The 22,618-nt window shown below is 70.4% G+C and carries 43 protein-coding genes; 1 reads left to right on the plus strand and 42 read right to left on the minus strand.

The genetic code is table 11. The annotated features are described in order from the left end of the window. Positions 1-2: 2 nt before the first annotated feature. From NLX83_RS39535 to NLX83_RS39735, 41 genes are all read right to left on the minus strand, one after another. Positions 3-743: an HK97 family phage prohead protease gene (locus NLX83_RS39535; protein ID WP_254240430.1), complete on the minus strand. Its 741-nt coding sequence runs from the start codon at positions 741-743 to the stop codon at positions 3-5. After that, complete coding sequence (locus tag NLX83_RS39540; protein WP_254240431.1) at positions 743-2,113, minus strand: phage portal protein; 1,371 nt, start codon at positions 2,111-2,113, stop codon at positions 743-745. The genes NLX83_RS39535 and NLX83_RS39540 overlap by 1 nt, the downstream gene beginning before the upstream one ends. Beyond that, positions 2,110-2,283, minus strand: a complete 174-nt coding sequence (locus NLX83_RS39545) for a hypothetical protein (RefSeq protein WP_254240432.1) — start codon at positions 2,281-2,283, stop codon at positions 2,110-2,112. The genes NLX83_RS39540 and NLX83_RS39545 overlap by 4 nt, the downstream gene beginning before the upstream one ends. A 16-nt stretch (positions 2,284-2,299) precedes the next feature. After that, positions 2,300-3,661: a terminase large subunit domain-containing protein gene (locus NLX83_RS39550; protein WP_254240433.1), complete on the minus strand. Its 1,362-nt coding sequence runs from the start codon at positions 3,659-3,661 to the stop codon at positions 2,300-2,302. Between the two features lie 22 nt (positions 3,662-3,683). Beyond that, on the minus strand, positions 3,684-3,890 hold the full coding sequence (locus tag NLX83_RS39555; protein WP_254240434.1) for a hypothetical protein: 207 nt from the start codon (positions 3,888-3,890) through the stop codon (positions 3,684-3,686). A 216-nt stretch (positions 3,891-4,106) separates the two neighbouring features. Further along, the gene (locus tag NLX83_RS39560) at positions 4,107-4,496 is read right to left on the minus strand and encodes a hypothetical protein (RefSeq protein WP_254240435.1); all 390 of its coding nucleotides are present in this window, start codon (positions 4,494-4,496) and stop codon (positions 4,107-4,109) included. 4 nt (positions 4,497-4,500) lie between these two features. After that, complete coding sequence (locus tag NLX83_RS39565; protein WP_254240436.1) at positions 4,501-4,788, minus strand: HNH endonuclease; 288 nt, start codon at positions 4,786-4,788, stop codon at positions 4,501-4,503. A 386-nt stretch (positions 4,789-5,174) separates the two neighbouring features. Next, positions 5,175-5,396 (minus strand): hypothetical protein, encoded by a 222-nt coding sequence (locus tag NLX83_RS39570; RefSeq protein ID WP_254240437.1) that lies wholly within the window; start codon positions 5,394-5,396, stop codon positions 5,175-5,177. A gap of 291 nt (positions 5,397-5,687) precedes the next feature. Then, positions 5,688-6,557 carry a hypothetical protein gene (locus NLX83_RS39575; RefSeq protein ID WP_254240438.1) on the minus strand — a complete coding sequence of 290 codons (870 nt, stop codon included), beginning with the start codon at positions 6,555-6,557 and terminating at the stop codon, positions 5,688-5,690. Positions 6,558-6,614: 57 nt separating this feature from the next. Then, positions 6,615-6,866, minus strand: a complete 252-nt coding sequence (locus NLX83_RS39580) for a hypothetical protein (protein ID WP_254240439.1) — start codon at positions 6,864-6,866, stop codon at positions 6,615-6,617. Between the two features lie 42 nt (positions 6,867-6,908). Further along, positions 6,909-7,151 (minus strand): hypothetical protein, encoded by a 243-nt coding sequence (locus tag NLX83_RS39585; protein ID WP_254240440.1) that lies wholly within the window; start codon positions 7,149-7,151, stop codon positions 6,909-6,911. Between the two features lie 134 nt (positions 7,152-7,285). Then, positions 7,286-7,666 (minus strand): hypothetical protein, encoded by a 381-nt coding sequence (locus tag NLX83_RS39590; RefSeq protein WP_254240441.1) that lies wholly within the window; start codon positions 7,664-7,666, stop codon positions 7,286-7,288. Positions 7,667-7,809: 143 nt separating this feature from the next. Beyond that, positions 7,810-8,253 carry a hypothetical protein gene (locus tag NLX83_RS39595; RefSeq protein ID WP_254240442.1) on the minus strand — a complete coding sequence of 148 codons (444 nt, stop codon included), beginning with the start codon at positions 8,251-8,253 and terminating at the stop codon, positions 7,810-7,812. Beyond that, positions 8,250-8,510, minus strand: a complete 261-nt coding sequence (locus NLX83_RS39600; RefSeq protein WP_254240443.1) for a hypothetical protein — start codon at positions 8,508-8,510, stop codon at positions 8,250-8,252. Before NLX83_RS39600 ends, NLX83_RS39595 begins: the two co-directional genes overlap by 4 nt. A 26-nt stretch (positions 8,511-8,536) precedes the next feature. Further along, the gene (locus NLX83_RS39605; RefSeq protein WP_254240444.1) at positions 8,537-9,379 is read right to left on the minus strand and encodes a hypothetical protein; all 843 of its coding nucleotides are present in this window, start codon (positions 9,377-9,379) and stop codon (positions 8,537-8,539) included. Beyond that, positions 9,376-9,960, minus strand: coding sequence for a hypothetical protein (locus NLX83_RS39610; protein WP_254240445.1), 585 nt, complete (start codon positions 9,958-9,960; stop codon positions 9,376-9,378). Before NLX83_RS39610 ends, NLX83_RS39605 begins: the two co-directional genes overlap by 4 nt. Next, positions 9,957-10,244, minus strand: coding sequence for a hypothetical protein (locus NLX83_RS39615; protein ID WP_254240446.1), 288 nt, complete (start codon positions 10,242-10,244; stop codon positions 9,957-9,959). The genes NLX83_RS39610 and NLX83_RS39615 overlap by 4 nt, the downstream gene beginning before the upstream one ends. After that, positions 10,241-11,215: a hypothetical protein gene (locus NLX83_RS39620; protein ID WP_254240447.1), complete on the minus strand. Its 975-nt coding sequence runs from the start codon at positions 11,213-11,215 to the stop codon at positions 10,241-10,243. Before NLX83_RS39620 ends, NLX83_RS39615 begins: the two co-directional genes overlap by 4 nt. An 11-nt stretch (positions 11,216-11,226) precedes the next feature. Then, positions 11,227-11,520, minus strand: a complete 294-nt coding sequence (locus NLX83_RS39625) for a zinc finger domain-containing protein (RefSeq protein WP_254240448.1) — start codon at positions 11,518-11,520, stop codon at positions 11,227-11,229. Next, a complete protein-coding gene (locus tag NLX83_RS39630) occupies positions 11,517-11,822 on the minus strand; it encodes a hypothetical protein (protein WP_254240449.1) in 306 nt (101 codons plus the stop codon). The genes NLX83_RS39625 and NLX83_RS39630 overlap by 4 nt, the downstream gene beginning before the upstream one ends. Positions 11,823-11,841: 19 nt before the next feature. Further along, complete coding sequence (locus NLX83_RS39635; RefSeq protein ID WP_254240450.1) at positions 11,842-13,041, minus strand: helix-turn-helix domain-containing protein; 1,200 nt, start codon at positions 13,039-13,041, stop codon at positions 11,842-11,844. Continuing rightward, positions 13,038-13,310, minus strand: a complete 273-nt coding sequence (locus NLX83_RS39640) for a response regulator transcription factor (protein ID WP_254240451.1) — start codon at positions 13,308-13,310, stop codon at positions 13,038-13,040. The genes NLX83_RS39635 and NLX83_RS39640 overlap by 4 nt, the downstream gene beginning before the upstream one ends. Further along, on the minus strand, positions 13,307-13,672 hold the full coding sequence (locus NLX83_RS39645) for a hypothetical protein (RefSeq protein ID WP_254240452.1): 366 nt from the start codon (positions 13,670-13,672) through the stop codon (positions 13,307-13,309). Before NLX83_RS39645 ends, NLX83_RS39640 begins: the two co-directional genes overlap by 4 nt. A gap of 2 nt (positions 13,673-13,674) precedes the next feature. Next, positions 13,675-13,884, minus strand: a complete 210-nt coding sequence (locus NLX83_RS39650) for a hypothetical protein (protein WP_254240453.1) — start codon at positions 13,882-13,884, stop codon at positions 13,675-13,677. Then, positions 13,881-14,306: a hypothetical protein gene (locus tag NLX83_RS39655; RefSeq protein WP_254240454.1), complete on the minus strand. Its 426-nt coding sequence runs from the start codon at positions 14,304-14,306 to the stop codon at positions 13,881-13,883. The genes NLX83_RS39650 and NLX83_RS39655 overlap by 4 nt, the downstream gene beginning before the upstream one ends. Continuing rightward, positions 14,303-14,617, minus strand: coding sequence for a hypothetical protein (locus NLX83_RS39660; protein ID WP_254240455.1), 315 nt, complete (start codon positions 14,615-14,617; stop codon positions 14,303-14,305). Before NLX83_RS39660 ends, NLX83_RS39655 begins: the two co-directional genes overlap by 4 nt. After that, positions 14,617-14,829: a hypothetical protein gene (locus NLX83_RS39665; RefSeq protein ID WP_254240456.1), complete on the minus strand. Its 213-nt coding sequence runs from the start codon at positions 14,827-14,829 to the stop codon at positions 14,617-14,619. Before NLX83_RS39665 ends, NLX83_RS39660 begins: the two co-directional genes overlap by 1 nt. Further along, positions 14,829-15,167, minus strand: coding sequence for a hypothetical protein (locus NLX83_RS39670; protein ID WP_254240457.1), 339 nt, complete (start codon positions 15,165-15,167; stop codon positions 14,829-14,831). The genes NLX83_RS39665 and NLX83_RS39670 overlap by 1 nt, the downstream gene beginning before the upstream one ends. After that, positions 15,160-15,675 (minus strand): hypothetical protein, encoded by a 516-nt coding sequence (locus NLX83_RS39675; RefSeq protein WP_254240458.1) that lies wholly within the window; start codon positions 15,673-15,675, stop codon positions 15,160-15,162. The genes NLX83_RS39670 and NLX83_RS39675 overlap by 8 nt, the downstream gene beginning before the upstream one ends. After that, on the minus strand, positions 15,662-16,363 hold the full coding sequence (locus tag NLX83_RS39680) for a helix-turn-helix domain-containing protein (protein ID WP_254240459.1): 702 nt from the start codon (positions 16,361-16,363) through the stop codon (positions 15,662-15,664). Before NLX83_RS39680 ends, NLX83_RS39675 begins: the two co-directional genes overlap by 14 nt. Beyond that, on the minus strand, positions 16,360-16,695 hold the full coding sequence (locus tag NLX83_RS39685; protein ID WP_254240460.1) for a hypothetical protein: 336 nt from the start codon (positions 16,693-16,695) through the stop codon (positions 16,360-16,362). The genes NLX83_RS39680 and NLX83_RS39685 overlap by 4 nt, the downstream gene beginning before the upstream one ends. Further along, on the minus strand, positions 16,688-16,855 hold the full coding sequence (locus NLX83_RS39690) for a hypothetical protein (protein ID WP_254240461.1): 168 nt from the start codon (positions 16,853-16,855) through the stop codon (positions 16,688-16,690). Before NLX83_RS39690 ends, NLX83_RS39685 begins: the two co-directional genes overlap by 8 nt. Then, on the minus strand, positions 16,852-17,460 hold the full coding sequence (locus NLX83_RS39695; RefSeq protein ID WP_254240462.1) for a hypothetical protein: 609 nt from the start codon (positions 17,458-17,460) through the stop codon (positions 16,852-16,854). Before NLX83_RS39695 ends, NLX83_RS39690 begins: the two co-directional genes overlap by 4 nt. Before the next feature lie 304 nt (positions 17,461-17,764). Further along, positions 17,765-17,929 (minus strand): hypothetical protein, encoded by a 165-nt coding sequence (locus NLX83_RS39700; protein ID WP_254240463.1) that lies wholly within the window; start codon positions 17,927-17,929, stop codon positions 17,765-17,767. Further along, complete coding sequence (locus NLX83_RS39705) at positions 17,926-18,363, minus strand: hypothetical protein (protein WP_254240464.1); 438 nt, start codon at positions 18,361-18,363, stop codon at positions 17,926-17,928. The genes NLX83_RS39700 and NLX83_RS39705 overlap by 4 nt, the downstream gene beginning before the upstream one ends. Beyond that, positions 18,360-18,788: a hypothetical protein gene (locus NLX83_RS39710; protein ID WP_254240465.1), complete on the minus strand. Its 429-nt coding sequence runs from the start codon at positions 18,786-18,788 to the stop codon at positions 18,360-18,362. The genes NLX83_RS39705 and NLX83_RS39710 overlap by 4 nt, the downstream gene beginning before the upstream one ends. Further along, positions 18,785-19,213, minus strand: a complete 429-nt coding sequence (locus NLX83_RS39715; protein ID WP_254240466.1) for a hypothetical protein — start codon at positions 19,211-19,213, stop codon at positions 18,785-18,787. The genes NLX83_RS39710 and NLX83_RS39715 overlap by 4 nt, the downstream gene beginning before the upstream one ends. Then, the gene (locus NLX83_RS39720; protein WP_254240467.1) at positions 19,210-19,596 is read right to left on the minus strand and encodes a hypothetical protein; all 387 of its coding nucleotides are present in this window, start codon (positions 19,594-19,596) and stop codon (positions 19,210-19,212) included. The genes NLX83_RS39715 and NLX83_RS39720 overlap by 4 nt, the downstream gene beginning before the upstream one ends. Next, positions 19,593-19,904 carry a hypothetical protein gene (locus NLX83_RS39725; RefSeq protein WP_254240468.1) on the minus strand — a complete coding sequence of 104 codons (312 nt, stop codon included), beginning with the start codon at positions 19,902-19,904 and terminating at the stop codon, positions 19,593-19,595. Before NLX83_RS39725 ends, NLX83_RS39720 begins: the two co-directional genes overlap by 4 nt. Before the next feature lie 126 nt (positions 19,905-20,030). Next, complete coding sequence (locus tag NLX83_RS39730) at positions 20,031-20,297, minus strand: hypothetical protein (protein ID WP_254240469.1); 267 nt, start codon at positions 20,295-20,297, stop codon at positions 20,031-20,033. Further along, the gene (locus NLX83_RS39735; protein ID WP_254240470.1) at positions 20,294-20,533 is read right to left on the minus strand and encodes a helix-turn-helix domain-containing protein; all 240 of its coding nucleotides are present in this window, start codon (positions 20,531-20,533) and stop codon (positions 20,294-20,296) included. Before NLX83_RS39735 ends, NLX83_RS39730 begins: the two co-directional genes overlap by 4 nt. 172 nt (positions 20,534-20,705) lie before the next feature. On the opposite strand from NLX83_RS39735, the gene NLX83_RS39740 reads away from it, so the two are divergent. Then, a complete protein-coding gene (locus tag NLX83_RS39740; RefSeq protein ID WP_254240471.1) occupies positions 20,706-21,149 on the plus strand; it encodes a helix-turn-helix domain-containing protein in 444 nt (147 codons plus the stop codon). Between the two features lie 438 nt (positions 21,150-21,587). On the opposite strand, the gene NLX83_RS39745 is transcribed toward NLX83_RS39740, so the two are convergent. Beyond that, entirely contained in the window at positions 21,588-22,466 is an 879-nt protein-coding gene (locus tag NLX83_RS39745; protein WP_254240472.1) for a tyrosine-type recombinase/integrase, read from the minus strand. Positions 22,467-22,618 lie beyond the last annotated feature (152 nt).

Below are 22,618 nucleotides of genomic sequence, written 5' to 3' on the forward strand. Positions count from 1 at the left end.
GGTTACTCCTTGGCGAGCTGGGCGGAGTGAGCCAGGAAGCGCAGAAACTCTTGCGCCGCACCGGTCTCAGGGGATGCGGGCGTGGTCTCGGTGCCGGGCGCGAGCAGGTCCTCAAGCCGCGTGAGTTCGTCGCGGATCTGCTTCAGCTGCTGCGCGCTCACTTCACCGAGGGACTTGCCCTTCTCTCGCCGCTTCGCCAGGACGTCGGCGGCGCGACCGGTCAAGCCGGTGACCGCGGCCAGGACCGCGGCGGCGTGATCGGCAAAGGTCATGCCCTCACCGGATTTCACGGTGAGAGTGCGGGTGTTGACCCCGGCGCCGAGCAGCACCGGAGACACCTCGTGCACGGTGAGCGCCTTGAGAAACCGCACGTGGCGGTCGGCGTGCTCACCGAAGCTGTATTCGTCGGCGTCGTAGCCGTAGGACCACTCGCCGAGGCTGTCCTCGGCCAGTGCCTTGACGACCTCGAAGGTCTCACGACCGGCCACAGTGGACAGGAAGAACGTCCCGTCGAGGATCGCCTCGGTGTCGGTGGCGCGGATGACGCCCTTGCCGACGGGGAGCTTGCCCTCCCAGGACCCGTGCCCGTAGGCGGAAATCACCACCGGTGCGCCGTCGGCGAACGCGCCCGCGAGGGTCACGTCCCCGTGCGCGTCCACCACGTCGAAGGTGGAGAACACCGCCGAGACGGTGCCCGCCTCGGCGTCCTTGATCTCGACGCGGCTGAGGGACTTGGTGTGCATCACGACTCCTCGCCTGTCGCAGGTGTGGAGGACGACGGCAGTCCGCCGCCAGGCTTTTGCAACTGCACGGAGAACAGGCCGCTGTGGTGCAACAAGGACCAATCGGAGGCGGCCACGGCGGCGAGCACCGACTCGGCGGTGTATCCGGCGTCCACGAGGGTGCGGATGGTGCGGGACTCGATGCCCTGGATCTCCGCGGCGTCGCGTTCGTCCTCGCGCAGGAACGCGATGTCGCGGGTGTCCACCGCCAGGCGCGAGCCGGTCGGCGGGGCGGTGAGGCGTTGCAGGCTCGCGGCCGCCATCCTCCACAGTGGACGCATGGTGCCGTCGGCGAAACGGCGCCGCGCCTGGCTGTAGTTGGAGTACGTGGCGGCGGCCAGGCCCTCGGACAAGCCGACGATCACCGGCGGGACACCGGCGGCCGCGGCGATGCGGGTCTCACCAGCACCCTGGATCGCCCGGAAGTCAAGCTTCTGGAAGTCCGCGGCCAGCACCGACACGTCCGCGCCCCCGCCCATAAACAGGGTCTTGTAGGCGTTGTCGGCGCCCTCGTGCTGCCGCCTGAACATCTCCACGAACTGCTTGAACTTCTCCGGCGAGGTGTCCTTGTCGAAGGTCACCACCAGCCCGGGACGGGCGCCCCGGCTGAAGAACTTGTCGCGGTAGACGTTGGCGGCCTTGTCGGCCTGGACCTCCCGCAACACCGGCGTCAGCCACGACATGCCCCGGAACCGCGCGGAGGCGTCGGGGATCGGCGAGTAGTGGCAGACCTCCTCCGGCAGCAGCACCACCGGTTCCGGCGCGGCCACACCGCCGTGGGTGGGCGGGTCGTAGAGGTAGGCGATGGTCCGCGCGTCCAACGCGTTGGGGTTGTCGGAGTTCGAGCCGATCAGGATCGTGACCCGGTCCGGGCGCATCCGGACGATGCGCCGCCCCGGGCCCGTGGCGGCGCGGCCGAGGCGGCCGCGGTCGTCGGCGACGGTCGCGTAGAAGTTGCCCGCGAGCGAGGCGTCCACTTCCATACGGGAGAGCAGTTCGCCGGTAGTGCCGCCAGGCCACGGAGTGCTCAGCAGCTCCAGCCCCGCGGCGGTGAACAACTCGCCGGGGCGGCCGCTCTCGTTGCGCTGCCACAGGAATGTGGCCTCGCTGAACACCAGCTGCCGGGTGAGGATGCACGCGAACACCGGGCCGCTCGCCTTGTAGGCGCCCTCGATGTAGCCCTCGAAGTTGCTCGCGATCTGCTCACGGTCACCGGTGAGTCCACCGGAGAGCAGCGACCATGCGCGGTCGAGATCCCAGAACGGCGGCTCACTGAAACCCTTGGTACGACGGGGATTGAGGACGTGGCCGAGGCGTTCGATGAGCTTCACGTCGGCGGCCCCGTCCCGTCATCGAACATCAGCAAGACCGCGCCACTGGCGAGAAGGAGCCCGGCGACGATGAGCGCGGCCGCGCCGGAGAGCAGCGCCACGCCCCAGACGATCAGCGCGGCGGCGAGCACCAACAGCGCGACGACGACGAGCACAGCAAGCGGTGACACCGACCACCCCCTTGCTCTATCCCCAGGCGCACAACGGTTCGACGTCTTCGGGTTCGGGGACCTGGCCGTACTGGGCGAAGCCGTGCAGGGCGCCGGTGACGGCCACGAGCGGGCTGATGTCGATGTCGGGGTCCTGGCGGTCCCACGCCCACGCATGGCCGAGTGGGCGCTTCTTGGCGCCCGCGAGGGCGGCGTTCAGTTCGGCCTGGTTCAGGTGGCGCAGGGCGTCCTTGGTCGCGGCGTCGTAGAAGGCGGAGCAGGCGTGCGCGACGTCGCGGGCGGTCATCAACTTCGGTTCGATCCCGGCCTCGCGCAGCACCGGGATCAGCGCACCGGCGGGGCTGGACGGGTCGAGCACGACGGCGGCGGGGTTGTGCTTCCGCACGAGCTCGATCACCCGCTCGCCCATCCACCCCGTGCGGGGCCGGTGCTCGACGACCTCGACGTGCATCCGCCCGTCAGCACGCCGACCGGCGGCGGCGATGGCCCCGGCGGTCTGCGCGGGCGTCATGTCCAGGAAGAACACCAACGCGCCGGGGATGCGCGAGTGCTCGTCGACGAGCGTGGCCCAGGTCTCGGCGGGGATCACCGGGTCGACGACCACGCGCTTGGGCCACATGTTCAGGTAGGCCCGCATGAACTCGATCCGCTTCATCGACACGAAGTCGTCGCGGATCGCGTCCTCGGTCACGGTGTGGCCGAGCGCGGGCATGCACGCCCGCCACACCGCCGGGTCGCCCGGGTCGGCGTCCTCCGGCGCGGACCACTCGAAGTACGCGACGCCGGAAGTGCGGCCGTCCTCGACGTGGCGGCGGCCGTCAACGACCTTGTCCCACAGGTACAGCGAGCTGCCGCGGTTCCCGGCGGTGGAGACCACCCACAATTGGGGTTGCTCGCGGGTGATCATCGCCGGTTTGAACGCCTGCTCCAACCGGTCGTCGACCTGGGCGAACGCCTCGTCGACGAACGCCAAGTCCAATGTGGAGCCGTGCCCGGCCTTCTCGGTGGTCGAGGAGATCCCGTGCCGGGAGCCGTTGCGCCAGATCACCGCTTCGTTCCCGTTGGCCTTGCGGACCCGGAACAGGCGGGCGAACGGGCTGTTCCTCAACGCCTCGACATGGTCGTCTTCCCACTTCTTGCGGGCGTCGTTGCGGGTCTGCGCGGAGTAGGTGATCACCTGGCGCGAGCCGAAGCCGAGGGCTCGCTGCACCGCGGTGGCGAGGATGAGCGAGGTCTTGCCGGACTGCCGCGGCACGGTCAGCACGACCTGCCGGTAGACCAGCCGCCGCGTGAGCGGGTCGACCTCCAGGGCGATGTCGGCGACGCCGCGCTGCCACGGCATCAGCGGCGTGCCCAGCTGCTCGGCGACCTGCGCCACGCGCGGGCCCAGCGTCGGGCGCTCAGGGGTGCGGGATGTCGCCCACTGGGGTGGACAGTGCCCCCACGAGCTCGTGGAGTTCGTCGGGGTCACTGGCGCCCCCGTCCTTGCACAGCGCGTCCAGGCACGCGCGCAGCTCCCGGGACACCGCCGCGGTCGCCAGGCCCGCGCCGTCATCGAGCTGACGGGCGAGCTTCAGCGCGAGCGCGGACAGCGCCTCGTGCGCCACCGAGAGCCCAGGCAGGTCGTCGAGGGTGGCCCGCAGACCCGCCTCGACTGGCCCCGCGCCCCCCTCCCCAGGGCCTGGGGAGTTTTTGGGCGAGTCGTGAGCGATGGGGTCTCCCTGTCGCACGTCATCACGACCGACCACGGCCCCCCGCCCTCCTGTTACCCCGCCGTGACCGGCGGGACGTTCGTTTCGTGATCGAGCTCGCGGAAGCGGCGATCACTCGCCGTACCAGCGCCGGACCAGGTCCATCGCCGCGGCAGGACGAGCACGCAGGCACCGCGCCACCACCACCGACTGGCCGGGATCGACGACCACGAACTCGGCACCGAGCCGGGCGTAGCGCAGGTGGTCGCGGTCGGTCATGGCCGAGTGGATCACGTACACATCAACGCGATGACGGTGCGCAAGCGCAGCACCGAGCGCCGCCTTGCGTGCTGCCCTGGTGGTGGCCAGCACCGGCGCGGTGTGGTTGTGCGCATCCGCGTTCGCTCCGGTCAGCGCGTGCGCCAGCCGGTCGAAGTCAATGACGATGTCGTAGGGTCGCGCCCTGCTCAGCACCCACGTGGACTTGCCCGCCGCTGGCGGACCGGACACGACGTACAGCACGGACTCACCACGCTCTCGACGTCCGCGACCGCTTCGCCTCGCCGAGCGGTCGGTTGCCGCGGCGGGCGTTGCACCGCCGGTGCGCGGGCGCCATGTTCTCCGGGTCCAGCTCCGCGCCATCACGCGAGAGCGGGTCGAGGTGATCCACCGTCGCGCTCATCGGATGCTCGCGCGGTAGGTCGAGGTCGATCGGGTGACCGCACAGGTGGCACACGCACACCTGGTGCTCGGTCAGCACCGCCCACCGCACCCGCCGGAACGGTCGGCCCGTGCGGCCTTTGCTGCGCGCCACGACGACCACCACCCCGAGAACGTGCGGCGGTAGCGCCGCGGCCTGATCCTCGGCGGCCGGTCACCGGCCACAGGTCGGACACCGCCCGCACGTCGGACACGGCGCAGGTGGTGGCGCGGGCGTGGCAGCCGGGGCGAGGAGCTGCGTCGGGAACTCAGCCACCGGCGTGATCTCGAAGCCCTCGACCATCGTCGTCCAGTCGCCCATCGTGGGGTCACCTCCCGCGGTTCAGGCACGTGCCACACGCCGGGCATCGGGCGCCTTCTCCGGAGAACACCCTCCCGCGAGTGCCCGCGGGCGTGGCCGGTTCCTTCGGCAGTTGCGTGACCGGCTTGGGATCGTGGCCCGGACGGATGGTCACGTACGGATTGCCGCCGGTCATCGCGCTACTCCTCGTCGGTCCACACGAACCGGGTCAGGCCGCCATGTCCGTGGACGAGCTCAGCGTCGGCGAGGCAATCCCAGTGCGCGGTGGACGCCTGGTCACCACGCCAGCGCACGGTGACCGTGCCGTCGGGCCACTGGACGCCGTCAGCCACGCGGCCGGTGCGGGAGCGGCCGCTCGTATCGACCTCCCGCCACACCTGGAAGCGCCGGGGCAGCCTCATCACCTGGTGCTGCAACTCCCTGCGACACGTGGTGCACATACCGGGGCCCCCGCAGCGGGCACGCGGCGGAGGCGGTGTGGTCGGAGTTCCGCGACCGAACCAGTAACCATGGGAGGTGTAGGGCACGCGCCACCTCCCAGCCTGCTCCAACTTGCTCCACAAATTGGAACAACCGCAACGAGCGGAACCCCCAAGCCCTGGGGGGGTGCTCGGGGGTTCCGGGGTGGCCGATCGGGTCCGGTCCACTGGAGACACGGGTTCCACCTGATCAGACTCTACGTTCGCCCCAGCTCAGACGGCAATCAACGGGTCCGGCGCGGTGTGTCGCCGAGCGGTGAAGCTGGCGAGCGCGTCGGTGCGCAGCCACACCGGCCGGGCCCGGGAATGCCCGGCCGGATCGCGGGCCCACCCATCCTGTGCGCACCAGCGGCGCAACGTGCCGACCGGCACGCCCAGCCATACCGAGAGGCTGGCGTAATCCGAGCGCGGGCAGCCCAGGGCGTGGCCGAGCTCGTCCCACCGCTCACGCGGCCACGTGGTGCCGCAGGTGCGGCAGCGCACCAGCTCGGCGTCCGGCCGCACCCGCAGCGCCGTGCCGCACGGCGCGGTGTTGCCCGGGACGCCGCTCGGCACGGGGCACGGACCGATCGGCACGGCGCGGGCCCGCGGCCGCACGATGTGCGCCAGGTGCTCCCGCAGCTCGAAGACCTCACCGCCGAACTCGTCCAGCCACGGTTGCGAGATCACCCACCGCCACACCTTGCGGGAGAGCAGCCAGGCGATGTCACCGGCGACGCTGGCACGCTCCGGCGCGGTCATGTCGGTGGACTCGACGATCTCGCGGACCCACTGCGACAGAATGGCCGGGGCGGACTCGGCGCGCTCGTCGTAGGTGGTGCGCGGGTCGGTGCAGATGATCAGGTCGTCCCGCGCGGGCGAGCGGGAGCCGTAGCCGGGGTTGCCGCGGCCGGACGAGTCCGCGCCAGGCACGAGGTTGCGGGGGTCGAGCAGGAACTCGTAGTCGCGGGCGATCTGCCGGAGCGCGGCGTCCACGGCGTGCGCGCAGATGTCGCACGCGAGGGTGCCCTCGACGGCGGGGTACGGCTGGCCGAACGAGTCGGCGCAGCCCAGCACACACAACGCGAACGGCGCGGCGGTCATGATCGGCAGTATGCGCCGCTCATGACCCCCACAGAAGACCCGAATCGAACGCGCGTTCTACAGCTCCCACCCTTCCAGGTACGGCGTGGACTCCTCCGGGTTCTCGACCACGATGAGCTGGACGCCCGGCCCCGGGCAGACCTGCCCGCTGTAGCAGCTCCAGGGGTCGGACTCGTCGAACGGATCAGCTTTGCCCTTGCGGCGCATGACTTCAAGGAACTGGTCCGGCGTGAGGTAGATCGGTCGGCTCTGGAGTGGATCCGTGGTCATCGTCATGATCTCGGTTAGCTTGTCGATCAGCTTGCTCACCTGATCCCCTTTCCTCTCCTGAATGCTGACGGACGGCGCGGTTCAGCGCGGGGCGTTGTAGTCGTAGCCGTGGACCTCCCACGTCGTGTAGAGCGCGCGGGGGGTGATCCTGGCGGCCTCGGCGATGGCGGTCACGGCGGCGTTGGCCTCGCGGGCGGCCGCGGTGCGCCGGGAGCGCTCGGCAAGCAGTTCGGCGTAGCGCTGCTCGTGTGCGGCGATCTCCTCGGCGATCTCGCGGACCGCGGCGAGTTCGGCCTCGGGCTGGGGGCGGTGTCCACGTGGCATGGCGGTCGTCCTCGTCGGGGTGTGTGACACTGCGAGGGTGGGAACGTGTCGCGTCTCCACACCTCCGTGCCGGTCGTGATGGGCCGGAGCGGGGCCGGGGCGGCACCCTGTGCGGGTGCCGCCCCGGTCATTGATCAGCCGACGAGTGCGCCGATGTCGAGTCCGTCGTGCCGGTCGGCGCGGACCTTGGCGACCTTGATCTCGGCGAGGAATCGCACGTCGTGCTTGTTGTCCTTGCCCTGCCAGTTGTAGCGGGCCGTGACGGTCTTGATGCGAGCGCGGGTGTGCTCGCTGTTGGCGTACTCGCCGGACATCTCGGCGGGCAGCAGGTGCGCCAGGACCGAGATCCGGTTGCCGACCACCTTGAGCACGAACACGATGGCCTGGGCCACGGTGCCGGTGGCCTGGTCGGCCTTGAGGTCGGACAGGATGCGCCCGGCGACTCCGTAGAGGTCCAGCTCGGCGGTGTCGACGTACCGGTAGCCGTAGTACCGGGTGTCTTCAAGCTCGTACATGTGTCGCGTCTTTCTCTTGTGTGGCCCCGCTTTCGGGTGGTGATGCACCCGGGGCGGGGGCCCCGCTGTGCGGGACCCCTTAACTATGAACCACGGTTCACACCATTTCAAGTGGATGGTGTGAACCGTGGTTCACGGTTTGGTCACGACCCGTCGCGCAGCTTCTCGGCCGCCTCGCGCGCCAGCTCCTCGGCGCGCTGCGCCGAGGGCCCGAACGCCGTGACGTGATGGAGGTCGAGGCCCAGCGCGGTGCGGTCGAGCTCGCCCGCCTCGGCGTCGATCAACACCTTCTCGATCGTCGGCAGGGCGTCGCCGGGCAGCACGAGCACCGCGGCACCGCGCATCCGCACCGGCGCCGCCACGGTGACCGCTCCCTCGGCGACGGTGGCGCGACACCGCCACCGCTGGATCACCACGCACTCCTGAGCGCTCACCACCCGGACAGGATGGGCCTGGTAGCCCTCGCCGAGCTCGTCGAGCAGGCGCTCGCTGCCGGGGCCGCGGATCGCGGCCAGCGCCTCGACCTCCCCGCCGGGGCCCGTGCGGATGATCACGGCCACCACGTCGTCGTGGTCCTGGTTGGTCATCGGGTGTTCCTCCTGGTTCGGCGGCGCCGATGGTAGGCGCGGCCGTCGATGGCCAGCCGGGACGGGCGCACGTGGCTGGGGTGTACGCGGCGGCCGTCGCGTAGCTGGACGCGCCGCCGTGCGGCGAGGCTGGTGAGTAGCGGGCGCAGCGTGGCGGCCGCGGCCCGCTGGCTCGCCGCGACGGCGGCCGCCATGTCGGCGAAGGCCGCGCACATGGTGGCGGCGAACGCCTTGACGTCGATGGCGGGTCGCAGCATGGGCGGCGGAGGGTTCTCCGGTGGCGTCACTGGGGCTCCGGGAAGGCTTCGGGCTTGGCGCCGCCAGCCACGAAGCGCAGGACACCGATCTCGCGTCCTTCGCGGAAGGCGTTCCACGCTTTGATGGTGTAGGCGGTGGTGACGACCTCGGGCAGCCGGGCGCGGGCGGTCAGGGGCTGGGTGAGCGTGCGGCGCAGTGTCATGACGGGGTGTCGGGAGCGCAGGTTCTCGCCGGTGCGTACGTGTTCGAAGAACCACGCGCAGTCTTGCGCGTCGATGCGGTGGGTCAGCCAGTGGCACAGGCTCGCCGCGGCCGGTTGGATCGGCACCGCGGCGCCGGTGGCCATGCCCGCGGCGGCGCTGTCGCGGATCTCCGGGTAGGCGTCCAGGACGGCGAGCATCTGGTGCGTGGTGGGCTGGAAGCGGGCGCTGTCGCCGCGGCGGACACCGGCTTCCCACAGCACGACGCGGCGGCACAGCGCGGCCACGGCGGAGTAGTGCGTTTCCTGGCGCAGCTTGAGGATGTCGCCGAAGGTGCGTTTGGCGCCGCCGTCCACGGTTTCCTGGACCTGCATCGGCAGGTTGGCCACCACCAGCATCCGTTGCGTGGTACCGGATTCGACGATGGCGGCCAAGCGGTGCTGTCCGTCGATCACGGTCCCGTCGGTGGCGATCTTGATGCTCTCGCCGTTCTCCGGCCAGGTCCCCGCGGCCATGTCGAGGGCGTACCCGGCCACGATGCGGCGCCGCAGGTTCCGGTTGTGGGTGTTGCGGGCCAGGATCTCCTCAGCCGCGGCCGGGGTGATGTCGAGGACGTCGTAGGTGGGCGGGGAGGACTTGCGGCGGGAGGTGGTGGTGCGCTTGCTCACTCGGCTATCCGTTCAGGTCGTAGTTGGTTGTCGGCGTGCGGGCGCGGGATCGGGCGGATGCGCAGCGGCGCGGTGACGCGGGCGCCGTAGAACTCACCGCTGGGCAGGTAGGTGCGGACGTAGTCCCAGCACCACACGGCGTGCCAGGGCTCAGCCGGTTGTCCGGCCAGGGCCGCGCGCTGCTCGGGTTCGTCGACGATCCCGCCGCAGTCGCATCCGGGGTCGGGGCAGACCTGACCGGCGGGCCCGTTGGCGCGGGTCGGGGTGGATCGGTAGGCGGCTTGGCGGCCGGTGAGCATCGGGCACACCTGGGCGGCGTAGTGCGCGCACTCCGGGTGCATCGGCGGTTCGCCGGTGTCCAGGTGGGTGGTGAGGTTCGAGTCGGGCACGAACAGCACGACCTTGCCGACGATGTAGTCGCCGCAGATCTGGCAGATCCGGCGCAGGAACGCCGCCTCGACCCGGGCACGGCGGGTCTGGCCGAGCACGTGGGTGCCGTCGGCAAGACCGAGGCTGATCCACGGGACGACCAGGCCGCCCTGTAGCGGGCGTTGGTGACAGCGCACGGGGATGGGGATCACTGGTGACCCCGATCCTGCTCGGAGGGCGTGCCGTGGGCTTCGGCGTACATGTCGGCCACGCGGGCGCATCCGACGATCTGGCCGAAGTTGTAGCCAGTCCGAAAGGAAACGGCGGCACCGAGTCCGGCCAGAGCCCACAGGAGCAGGGCACTGCCGAGGTCCTGCGGGATCACGATCATGGCCAGGGGCGCGGTGAAGACCAGGCCGACGAGGTAGCTCATCACCCAGCCCGCCACGATGTGGGGCAGGGACAGCACGCGCTGCCTCGCGGGATGGCGCGTCACCGGTCACCGCCGTCGGTCTCGGTGGCGATGCGGGCGAAGGCGCGGCGGTCGTAGAAGGCGGCCTTGTAGAAGACGCTGATGCGGGGGTGGCCGTTGCTGTCGATGATCTCCGACCACATCGGGTGTTCGGTGGCGCGGCGGGTCCAGCCGTCGGGGAGGGTGACGTGGCGGAACAGCGGGTCGCCGTCGACGATCTCGCCGAGGCTCACGCCGAGGTCGGTCAACACCTGGGGGCCGCCGTGGACCTCGGTCGGTAGCACGGTCGAGGCCACGAACTCGCGCTGCCCGGTGGCTTCCATGTCCTCGATAAAGCGGGAGGGATCTCCTACGGAGGCGACGATCCTGCCCAGCAGCGTCGACGCGCTGAGGCTGCTGGTGTTGGTCACCGTGCCATCGGCCGCGGCCGTGGCGTCGGAGGTCTGGCTGGCGTCCCGGACACGTTCGGCGAGCAGGTTGTACCGGCGGGCTTGGCGGCGGTACCCGGCCCGCGCCGCGCAGCTGTCGAAGCCGCAGCTGTGGTTGGCCGCCTTGGCCTCGGCGAGGACGCGCAGCAGGCAGGCCCGGCGGATCACGCCCTCGGCGGTGGCCCACTTCTCGTCAAGGGTGGGCATGTGGTTGTCCGCGGCCGCGTGGTCGATGTACTGCGTCAGGGACACCACGTAGAGGAACGGGGCGCGGCTGACATCAGCGTGGGTGTGCGCGGTCAGGCGCGGCCGCTGGTGTTCGTCCAGCACTACCGCCCCCGGGCCCAGCGGGTCGTCTTGGGCCATCGCGAGCCAGCCGGTGGGCAGGTCGGCGCGGCGCAGCAGCGGGTTGCCGGGCATCGGCTCACCGACGGTGATGCCGAAGCGGCCGAGGTCGACCGGCCGACCGCGGTGGTCGACGACCGGCAGCAGCAGCGCGGCGGAGGGCTGGGCCGTGGTGTGCGGCCGGGTACGGAGCAGGTCGGTGAGGTCGAGAGTGATGTTCACGCGGGTTCTCCTCAGGTTGTGGAACGGGGATCGGGTACCGCGGGTGGCGCGCCGAGTTGGGCTTGCGCGGCGTCGCGGATGCGGATGTCGTGGTAGCCGCGCAGCAGCGGCACGACGCGGTGGCGCTTGTGGCGAACGCAGGGCTCGCTGACGCGGGCCCGGCACCGCTGGTTGCGGCACTCGACGTCGCGGGGGTTGGCGCGCAGTTCGCCCGCCTGGACCTGCCCGCCGGGGCCCCAGGTGAACAGGCCGCCGGGATCGCGGCCGTCACCGCGGCGGCGGCGGCCGCGCCGGGCGGGGGTCACCGCGCTGCCTGCCGGTGTCCGCCGGGCACCACCTCGACCAGGCCCAGGCCGACGGTGCGCAGCCACCCGGTGGACACCAACCGGTAGACCTCGCCCGCCACCCGGGACTGGCGCAACCCGAGTCGCTTGGCGAACTCCTCCAGCTCGGGCAGCTCGACCGGGCCGAGCACGTCGACCCCGGCATCGGTGGTGTGCCGGGCCCAGCACGCCAGGGCGAGCAGCACCAGGCGCCCGGTCGCGGTGAGCGCTCTGGCCTTGTGGGCGCGGTCGAGGGCGATTTCCAGTGCAGCGCGGGTGATCACGAGTGGGTTCTCCGGTCGATCAGGGGACGGCGGCCAGCAGGGCGGTGAGACCGGTAGCCGGGGGCGGGTGCAGGTTCGGCGGCGGTATCGGGTGACCGGCGCGTCGGCACAGCGGGCAGCGCGGCGCCCCGTCGAGCCGGACCTGCGCCGACAATCGGTGCGCACACCGCGATGGATTCGGCTGTCCTTCATCGCTCGTGCGCGCGGTCGGTAGTTCCGCTGGTACGTAAGGAAATTGTTCTTGTGGCCGGTCGTGGCTGGTAGGTGGCAACCCAGGCTGCCGGTCAATGGGTCCGGAACTGCCGGTCGATTCCTCTGCGGGCATGTCGGCGGGCAGGTTGTCCACAGGGGACTGTCCACAGTGACCGGCAACCTGGGTTGCCGGTGGAACCGGGTTGTCCACAGGGGACACAGCGGGCACGGGCGAGGGCGTGTTGTCGTTGCGTGGCAGGGGCTTGCGGTGGGCGTCAGGGTCGCGGAGCTCGACGACGTCGAGCAGGTTCTCGGGCAGGGTGAGGCGGTACTCGGCGTGCTGATCGGCGCCACCGCGGCCGCCACCGCGGCGCACGCACTCGATGAGGCCGAGCGTGGCGAGGGCACGCAGGTGGGTGCCGATGGTGCGTTGGCAGAACGTCGTGTCGGCGGCCAGGATCTCGGTGCCGGGCCAGATCCGGGTGCCGTCACCGTCGGCGTAGCAGGACAGGGCCAGGGCGGTGAACTTCAGCGCGGACGCGAGGTTGGTGCGGAGCAGGATTCCGCGCCAACGCAGGGTTCGGGCGCCGCGCAGGCCGTTTTGATCGGCAACCTGGGTTGCCGATCGATACCGGCGCGGCATGGGCGGGTCGGGCGGGCGCACGGCGACGTGGTCGACCAGGTCCAGGGGCATCGTCAGCCGGTAGGTGTTGGCCACCAACTCGCCACCGTGGCCACCGCCACGGCGGGTGAGCTGCAACAACCCCAGGCCAGCCAGGCCCCGCACGTATGTGCCGACCGTGCGCATGGACAGGCCCGTGTCGGCGGCCAGCAACGGCAGACCCGGGCGCGCCCGGGTGCCGTCGGCGTTGGCGTAGTGCGCCATCGCCAGGCCGACGAACTTGGTCTGCCACGCCAGCTCAGCGCGCCCGATCAGCTCCCGCCATTCGTGTGCGCGCATCGGTTCCAGCTCGACCGGCGGCGGGCCGGTCGAGCTGGAACCTGCTTCTACAGGGTCAACGCTCACCGGCCCTCCGGCGCGCTCACGTCGGACGGGCGAGGCACCGAGGCGGGCAGCAGGATTCCGCGCTCGTAGGCCAGAGCGACCGCGTGGGTGCGGCCCTGGGCATCGAGCTTGGAGTAGATGCGGCGCAGGTGGGTCTTGATCGTGGAGAACGACAAGCCGAGATGGCGGGCGATGGCCTCATCGGTGAGCCCGTTGGCGGCCTGCCGCAGCACCTGGCGCTCACGGTGAGTCAGCGGGGTACCGGCCGGTGGTCGTCGGGTACTGGTCACCGACACCCCCCGAACAGGTCGTCGGGCAGGTAGGCCGCGAGCCCGTCGGCGTAACCACGCATCGCCTCCACCAACGCCGACGGCACGCCGGACGCGCCGTGCTCGGCGAGCTGGCCCTCCCACAACGCCACGCGGTCGCGGGCGAGGACGTGCTCGCGGGCGACATGGGTCAGGCCGTCGTGGTCGAGCAGCTGCCAGCGGGCCAACTCCGTGCCCGCGTCATAGGGAGACGGGCTCACGCCGAGCTCGGCGAGCATGCTCAGCTGGGTATGGAGTAGACGGCGCGCTCGCCGCAGCGTCCGCCCCGCCGGGACCGCTATGCCCACCGCGACGAGTGTCGAGAGAACCATCAGGATGATCACAGCTACTCCTTGGAAGGTCGAGGGGCACCGGTCGCACACTGGCGGCCGCCGGGATGCAGCGGCGGCAACGCGAACGCGTGCCCGCACCGGGCGTAGGAACGGCGGTCCAGATGCACCCGCATCGCCGAGGTCCTCCCGCACTCCGGACAGGACGCGGGGACGACGACGTTGATCACCCGATCGCCACCGAGGGCGCAGGCGAGGAAGCTCATCCGCCACCACCGCCGTTGTAGCCACCGCCGAACCCGGCACGGGTGACCGCCCCGCCCTCGCGAGGAACACCGCCGCGCTGCACCACCGTGTGTGCCGGTGGCCGCACGTACTGGCCATGGGATCGGTTGACCTGCCCGCCGACACCCGGCGCGGTCGCACCGACGTGGGTGTAGGACCAGAACCACATGACCCCGCCGGGCGGATTGTCGGTGTCGCCGCACCGCTCATCGGCGACACGGGCCTCGGTGGCCGGGTCCACACACACCGCCACGTAGTCGATCTCCGCCGGGCGCTCGCTCTCCTCGATCGCCCTGCCGAGCGCGTAGACACCGACCCCGACCAAGCCGAGCACCGACACCGCGGCGAGCGCGGCGAGACCGGCCTCGGCCCACCGGCCTTGCATCCGGCGTGACTCGGTCACCGGCCACCGTCCGATGTGGACCGGAGCTCGGAGACGAACGCGGCGAGTTCGTCCTCGGACAGCGACCGCACGTCGTCGGCGTGGGTGAGCACCGCGAGCGCGCAGTACCAGCGGCCGGTGTCGTGCCGGTGCCGGTCATGGCGGGCTGGTCCGATGGCCACCAGCGCGACCCGGCGGCCGTCACCGAGCGGCTCCGCGCAGAACGCACACGGGGCCAGCACAGCGGGATGGTCCTCGCCCAGCGGCGGGAACGTGCTCACAACCCGCGGCTGGTCACGCTGCCAGCGCACGTAGGTGCCGTTACCCGCCATCACGCACCGTCCTGGGTGGACTCATCGTCGTCCGTGTCGGTGCCGAGATCGGGGAAGCGCCTCACGGTGTCGCGGTGCAGCTCGCGCCAGTAAATCTGGTTGGCCGTCAGCGGTTTATCTGTTGTAAGCAGCCAGTCCAGCCATTGCTTATTGGGCGTCCCGCAGACGGTGAGCTCGAAACCGGGCTTTTCGATCCGCGACAGGATGGTCATCACGCACCGTCCTTCGTGGACTCGCCGGTGTAGAGACCGTTCGCCGTTCGCCGCTCCGTCATTCCCAGCGCGCGGGTGTAGAGAGGACGGTCAGCCATCACGCACCGCGGGCTGTCGGCTTCCTCGGGCTCGTCGTGGGGGACGTGGCCGAGGTGTTCCCGGCAGGTGCATCCGTCGACCGGTCCCCAGGACGGGCACGTGCTGGTGGCCCCAGCCTTGTGCCCGCAGGGAACGTTGACGGCGGGGCCTTCAGTGTTCAGGCCGCGTGCACCGGTGACCCACCAGGCGCAGGCGTCGCAGGCGAGGTATGGGTTCGCGAAGGTGGTGAGGTCAGCCACGGCTGCCCACCTCCCGGGCGGCGGTGCGGTAGCGGTCGCGCAGCGCCCGGACGCCGTTGACCGCGTGGGCGGCGGCATCGGCCACCGACAGGGCGCGGGGCCAGTCCTCGACGGTGTGCCCGGTCAGTCCGGCGATGAGGACCAGGGCGCCCACGGCCTGGCGCAGCTCGGGCATCCGCCCGACGGCCGAGGCCAGGCCTTCCCCGAACTGTGCGGCGGTGGCCTCGGCTCGCAGCTGTTCGATCTCCGCGCGCAGGGCGGGGACGTCATCGTCGAGCAGCCCGGCACGGGTCGCGGCGCTGAGCCAGTGGGAGGCATCGAGGATCGCGTCCTCCCGTTCACGCTCGCTCAGTTGCTCCCACGTGGGCATGGGCAGCCACCTGACGCCTTCGTGCGCCAGTTGCTGGCGTGCCGCGGCTAGGCACAGCGCCCGGTCCCGCTGGGCCTGCGAGGGGTAGAAGTAACGGCAGCCGTCGACGGTGACGGCGAAGCGCTCACCCGTTGCCATGGACACCACCGGTGAACCCCTCCGTTGCGGCGAGCAGCGGGGCCAGGCGGTCGTTGACCACGCTGGCCACCACCGGGTCCTCGGCGTGCGGGGCGGCCACTCCGGGCGGGATACCGGTGGCGTCCAGGACTGCGCCGAGGATGTGGCGGCGCAACCGCGCCGGGGCGCCGACCTCGGCGAGCGCGGCCACGACCGTGTCGAACACATCGCTGGCCTTCTCGGCCTCGGCACCGGCGAGGATCGTCGACACCGGCGCCGGACACACCTCGACGTAGCGGCGCACCACCGTGGTGACCTGGTCAACCAGCTGCGGCAACGCCAACGCCAGCGGCCACGCCGCGGTGGACTGCCCGCACAGCTGCGCGATCTCGCACAGCGCCGACCGCAGCTTGGTCACCGTGTCGATCATCGCCTCGGCGGCCGCGGCGTCCGGGGTCTCCAGCACCCCCGCCACGTAGGCGATCGCGGTCAGATGTGCGCGATTACGAGCCCGGACTACCTGGTTGATGCTGGCCAGATAGGACTTGACCGTCGGGACTGCCAGACCCATCGCCTCGGCGATCTGCTCATTGTTCAGGCCGCGGGCGACCAAGGGCAGCAGCTCCAGCTCACGCGCACTCAGCCGCCCGATCCCGTGACGGCGCTTGCCCTGCGGGCACAGGTGGATCGCCGTGTCGTTGACGATCACGAAGCCTCACCGGCCTTCCAGGGCGCGGGAGTCATGTTGCGGTTGAACTCCGTCAGCGCGTTCGCCAGGCTGCTGGTCATGGTCACCATCTCGTCGGGGACCGGCGGCGGGCCCTCCGGCCACGGCGACACCGCGCCGGAGGCGACCGCGTCCCACGCGTCGGCCAGCGCCGTGTGCCAGGCGACCATCCCCGAGGACGTGGCCGGGTCCAGCGCGGCGAACCCCGCCACGGTGGCGGCCTGGATCGCCGCTTCCCGCCGCGCGTGATCGCGGATGTGGCTGGTCAAGTGCGCACGCACCGTGCGCAGCGCGGTGCGATCGATCTCAGCCACCCGCAGCCCCCTTGTTGCGTTTGGCCTCCGCGCGCGCGGCGTGGTCCTGGGTGTGGTCGGCCTCGACCAACACCCCGAACCCGACGCCGATCAGCAACACCCACGCATACGGCTGGCCGAAATCCACCAGGACGCCGAGCGCTTCCCACAACCCGATCACCGCGACTCACCACCCGTGCTCGCCGCGACCGTGGACAGCTCGGTCAGGAACACCTCGTCGCGCTCGTCGAGCTCGGCGGCCATGTCGTGCCGGGCGGTGTCGAGCACCGGGTCCAGCGGAATCCAGGCGCCGCCGACGGCCGCGGTCACGGCCTCCGCCGACACGGTCAACATCGCGGTGTCACCGAGGCCGTCGACCGCGTGCTCGTCCAGCCCCGCGTCGGCGGGCAGGGCGTCGAGCTCGGCGGCGAGGTCCTGCTCGATCGGCGCCGGGCTCGTGGTGCCGTACCAGTGGCGGCGCAGCTCATCCAGGCGCGACCCGTCACGGATGTCCACCTCGGCGAGCTCGCGCAGCGCGTTGACGTGCACCAGCAGTGGCTCGTCCAGGCCGAGCGGCAGCTCCGCGACCAGCAGCATGGCGGGCTCGAAGAACGCCGTGCTGCTGGCCCGGACCGGGATGCCGACGCCCTCGGGCAGCTCCGCGGTGATCACGAGCTCGACGGAGTCCTGCTCGCGGATCACCTTCACGTGCTCCACACCCAGCTCGTCGGCGACCGCGCAGATCGCGCCGAAGTGACGGCCGCGGTACATGTCCGGTAGGACCATCCGCACCTCACCTGAGGGCGCTGACGCCGTGGCCTGGACAAACACCCCCGTGGGCGCAGGCAAGTCAGGGCGGACCCCACGATCGCCCAGGAACCGGAACACCGCCCGCAGAGCGGGCACCAACGACGCGATCACAACGAACCTCCACAAGGGACAGTCGCAGCGGTGCCCATGTCGGGAACCGTTGGAGCACAAGGAGAAGACAGGGCCAGCACCAGTGCGGCGCAGGCGATGACCAACAGGGCCTGAGCGGCACGGACCCGCGCGGGCACCGGTGAGCGGCGCAGACGGCGGCGGCGGGCGATCACTCGGTCACCACCGCGGCGGTGACCACGACGGCCTGCTCGTACTTGGTCGCTTCCAACTTGCTGGTGGCCAAGCCCACCAGCAGCAGGACCAGCAGGACGGCGACGCCGTAGGCCAGGGCGATCCGCGGCGGCATCGTGCGCGGCGAGGGCGTGGTGTTCATCGGCCCGCCCGCCTGGCCGATGCCTCGGCGCGTCCCGCCTCGCGAGCACGGTGCAGCCAGGACGCGACCGTCGCCACCGTCGAGGGCTCCCAGCCCGTCAACCACTCGATGATCCGGACGTCGAACTCGCCGAGCTCGACGTCGGCGAGCGGCTGCATCAGCGCCGCCCGGCGTACCGCGGCCGCGCGGACCCGCCACGCTTCGCGACCCTCGCCCGGGTACGGCTGCGGGGACCGGCCGGGCGCGTCGAACGGGGCCGTGAGGTGACGCGGCTCCCGGTGCAGCGGCCCGTACACCGGCCGCGGCAGCTCACCCGAACCCGGGCAGGACCGGCCCGGCGTCTGCGGGTCGGCGTGCGCGAAGATCCGGCCGTCCGCACGGACCCGCCGGTCACGACGACACGCGATGCACACACCACGACCGGGCGCGTTCACGCGCTCACCCCCAACGCGCGAGCGAGGATGTGCACCACGGCGTCACGGCTCACCGACCCGCCGTCGGCGGCGGCCACGCACAACTCACGCCAACCCGCGCCGTCATAGACCACGCACACCTCGGCGACCTGCCCGCCATAGAGCCGCCCGAGGAAAGACACGGCCGCGAAGTCCTCGAAGGCATCCACCTGCACCGGCAGGCAGTGCGACAACGACCGCAACCACGCCAGCACCACCACGGCCTGCCCCGGCGCGCCCGGCATCCGCCACGTCGGCAACTGGATCACCGGGTCGACCCCGCCGACCATCGCCAGATCACCGAGAAGGCCGTGATGCTCGGCGTGATCGGCCACCGCCCGCAGCCACTCCCACACCTCGATGCCGAGCTCGGCCAACGGAAGCGAGTGACGCTCGAACTCGATCACGACCCCACCACCCCGGCCTCGGCGCCGATGATGCGCGCGAACTCCGCGACCTCGACACGCTTGGCGTCACCGGCGGCATCCCGCAGCGTCCTCACCTGCTGGCCCCGGTAGGACAGGTTCACCTCGACGGGGGCACCGCTGACCAGCTGCCCCCGCGCCTCCAGATGCAGCCACACCGATTGGTCCTCCTGCGTGTAGGTGCGGACCTCGATCTGCTCGACCGCGCGCAACGACTCCACCCACCGCAGGAGGATCAGCAGTTCGACCTCCTCGTCGAGGCAGCTCACCCGCACCTCGGGAACCAGGCTGGGCGAGACCACCAGCGGCAGCGACACCCCGCCGACCCCGAACTCCAGGCCCGGATTGGCCTGGACGTGCGCCATCACCGCGGCCAGACCCAGCCGGACGTCATAGCCCTCGCTCATGACGCCACCGCCCCGGCGACGATGCGCGCGAACCGCTCGGCGGAGATCTGGCACGAGGACTCGGCGGCCTGCTTGATCTCGTCCACGAACGGGCCGCTGTAGACCGTGTAGACCTCCAGCGTGAAGCCGCACGCGGTCGTGCCGGTGATGCTCAAGTGGACCTTGGCCACGCCGAGCACGTGCGTCTTGACCTCGGCGACGTCCGGCATGGACCGCAACCACAAGCCCAGCAGCGCGGCGGAGTCGCACTCGTCGGGGTTGCCCATCAGGTGCAGCCCAGCGGCCGACGAGTTCATGGCCCCGAACCCGACGTGCAGGTCCGGGTGACGCTCGGCGTGCCCCAGCACAGCCCACAGAAACTGTTGAAACCGCTCGGCGCTCATGCGATCACCGCCGCACGCGGCGCGAACGCGGTCAGCGCCGAGGTGAGCACCCGGGCCGGGCGCGCGGGCAGCAGCGAGGGCAGGACGAGCGCGACGACCGCGCCGAGGGCGGCGTCGTGGTCGACCTGCACCAGGGACAGCGCGTCCGGCAGCGAGGCGTACCCGGACCGGGACGTCGAGCACGCGCACCGCCACGACCAGGTGCCCTCACCACGGGCCCGGAAACGGATCACGTGCTCGTCGCCGTCGACCGGCGCGAGCATGGTCACGATCGGGTCGGACGGGCGGCTAGAATCCTTGGTGTTCATCAGGTTTCTCCTTCGACGGTGACTGATGGACGGCGGGTCGCTCGGGGCGGAATCCGAGCGGCCCGCACCTTGTTCGGGGGTTAGTCACTGGTCCGGCCGGAGAGGGAGGCACGGCCGGACCAGGGGCTAGGCAGCGCCCTTGCGGCGCCGGGCGCGGGCCTTCTTTGAGGCCAGCGACAAGCGCAGGAAGAACGCCTTGCGCGCAGCGTCAGCGCGACGGGCACGCTCGGCGGCAGGCAGCTCCCTGTTCGGGTCGACCTGCCTCTCGAACCGGTCGTTGAACGCAGCTCGGGCCGGAGCGGTCCGGGCGGTCGCGTCGGTGGTGTTCGCCCAGCTGGTGTAAGCACCGAGACGGCCGAACTCGGCACGCTGCTGGCGCTGCTCCGGCGTCATGCGCAGTCCTTGATCGAGTCGAGCACGATCGCCCGGTCGGTCTTGAGGGCGCGGCACCATGCGCCAAGGAGCTTGGAACTCGGCTGCCTACTCCCTCTCTCGATCTTGTAGATGGTGTCGATGTGGACCCGTCGTCCCAGGTCCTTGGCCATCTGCTCGGTGAGCTCGCGTGCGGTGAGCTCACGGCTTTCTCGGAGCTCTCGGAGCTTCTGGCCGTCCACGTTCGCGGTCAGCATGGGACTGACCGTAGGCTCGATTCAGGCAGCTTTCAAGGCCCTAGTCAGGTCGTTATCAGGCGGTTGTACGGTAGGTTGCCCACCTGCGGACACGCTGAGCGGTTAATCAATTACGGTTTTGGCCTTATTTGCGCCTGGACAGGGCATGACGTAGGTAGGCATCATGTGCAGCATGCGGGGGTCCGAAGCCGACTGGTCACGCGTCGCCGACGAGGCAAGAAGCCGTCGCGAAGCTCGCGGCTGGAGCCAGCTCGAAGTCGCTGCCCGCGGCTCCATCGGACTCGACACCGTCCAGGCCATCGAAGCGGCGCGACGCGTGAGCTATCGAGGCCGCACGCTAGACGGCCTAGAACGCGGCCTCGACTGGAGGCCAGGAAGTATCGAGGCGATCCTCCGGGGCGGCAAACCCACCGGGACCGAACAGGATCTCAACGTCGACGAAGCCGCTCCCGATGACGAGCTCACCCGTCTACTTCGTGTGAAGTACCGGCAGCTTGTCGGACTACTCGGACCTGAACTGGGCGCGGAGACGTTTGAACGCTGGTACATGGAACTCGGTCGGCGCATGCGCGAGCTTGAGACCGAGGAAACATCTACAGACAACTCGGCAAAGTAGCGCGCTCATTTGCAGTAACGAAGCCATAACCGGGGTAGCGGAGAGACCGCTTTACGCGGCAAGTTGATCGCCTCGTAAAGATCCACAGGAGCGCTCACCACTTAGGCCGGGAGTGGGAACCCGCTCGTAGCGGAAGGGTCTCACATGCCCCGACTACGCAAGACCTCCCTGTTCGTCTTGGCCATCACAGTTGCGGCCGTGACTCAATCGATGATGTCCGACCGAATGTGGCGCCCAGTCTCCTGCGCTGCCATTGGGGTCGTCTTCGCAGTCGGTTACGGAATCGGCATGAGATCCCGCAGCAGTCGCACGCAAACCACCCGAACGAATGAACTCGCCGCCCGAGTTCTCGCGATTCCCAACTCAGTTGAAGAAATTGCAATCACCCAAGCGGCGGCACATCTACGCGAGATTTCAGAACGTCACAAGAAATAGGCCTTACAGGTCACCGAGGCCGAGCCTGCGCGCTTCCTCGGCGGCGCGACTCGACTTCGTAGCACGGGTGTAGCGGTCGATCATCGCGCGGCTGCTCCATCCCGCGACGGCCATGAGGCCGCCTTCGCTGCCGCCGCGTTCGAGCCAGCGAGTCGCACCGGTTCCGCGGAGGCGGTGAGGATGGAAGTCGGGGATGCCAGCCTTCGCGGCGCGGCGGGTCAGCGTCAGGTAGAGGCCTGGATACCCGAAGGTGTGACCGCGGCCGCCGAGCCAGAGCTTGGGTGAGTCGGCTTTGCTGTGATGGCGTCGCATGCGCAGGTAGCGGTCCAGCGCGCGGGCGGTCTGCGGCCCGAACGGCACGATCCTGCCCTTGCCTCCCTTGCCCCTGAAGATGAGGGCCGAGCCCTTGGGCAGGCTGAGGTGTTCGGTTTCCATGTTGATGGTCTCTTCGGCGCGCACGAAGGTCTCTGCCATGAAGCGGATCACAGCCTCATCGCGTCTGTCCACAAAGGACTTGCTGGCGCATGTTCCGATAAGCGCCAGGATCTCGTCTTCGGTAAGCGGGACCAGGGCGCGCTGGTCCAGCCGCGGCGCCGTCAGTCCGAGCAGCCGGTCGCGATCGATCTCATCCTCTTTGTCCAGCCACCAGGAGAAGCGACGGACGGCGAGCTGGCGCGCGACGAGCGTCGCGTCGCCCTTGCCCTGGTCCTCCAGGTCGACGATGAACGCGTTGACGTTGTCCTTGATCAACGCGGGTTCGATGCCCTTCGTCTCGCACCACGCGAGGAACTGCTCGACTCCGACGCGGTAGGACTTGATCGTCTGCTTCGACAGTCGGGCCGCACTCATGTGCAGCGCCCAGGACTGGAGCAGGTCGTGCATCTCCTCGGCCGAGAGCGGCCAAGGTTCCTCTTTCGCCATGGCCCGATATCTTGACCATGAGCGCTGTAGGTGTCTAGCCTTGCGCCCCTATCCGATGAATCAGCAGGCCAGGGCCACGTCTGAGCGAGTCAGATAGTGAAGGTAATTCGGCA

The organism is Allokutzneria sp. A3M-2-11 16 (assembly GCF_024213555.1).
Lineage (GTDB): Bacteria > Actinomycetota > Actinomycetes > Mycobacteriales > Pseudonocardiaceae > Allokutzneria.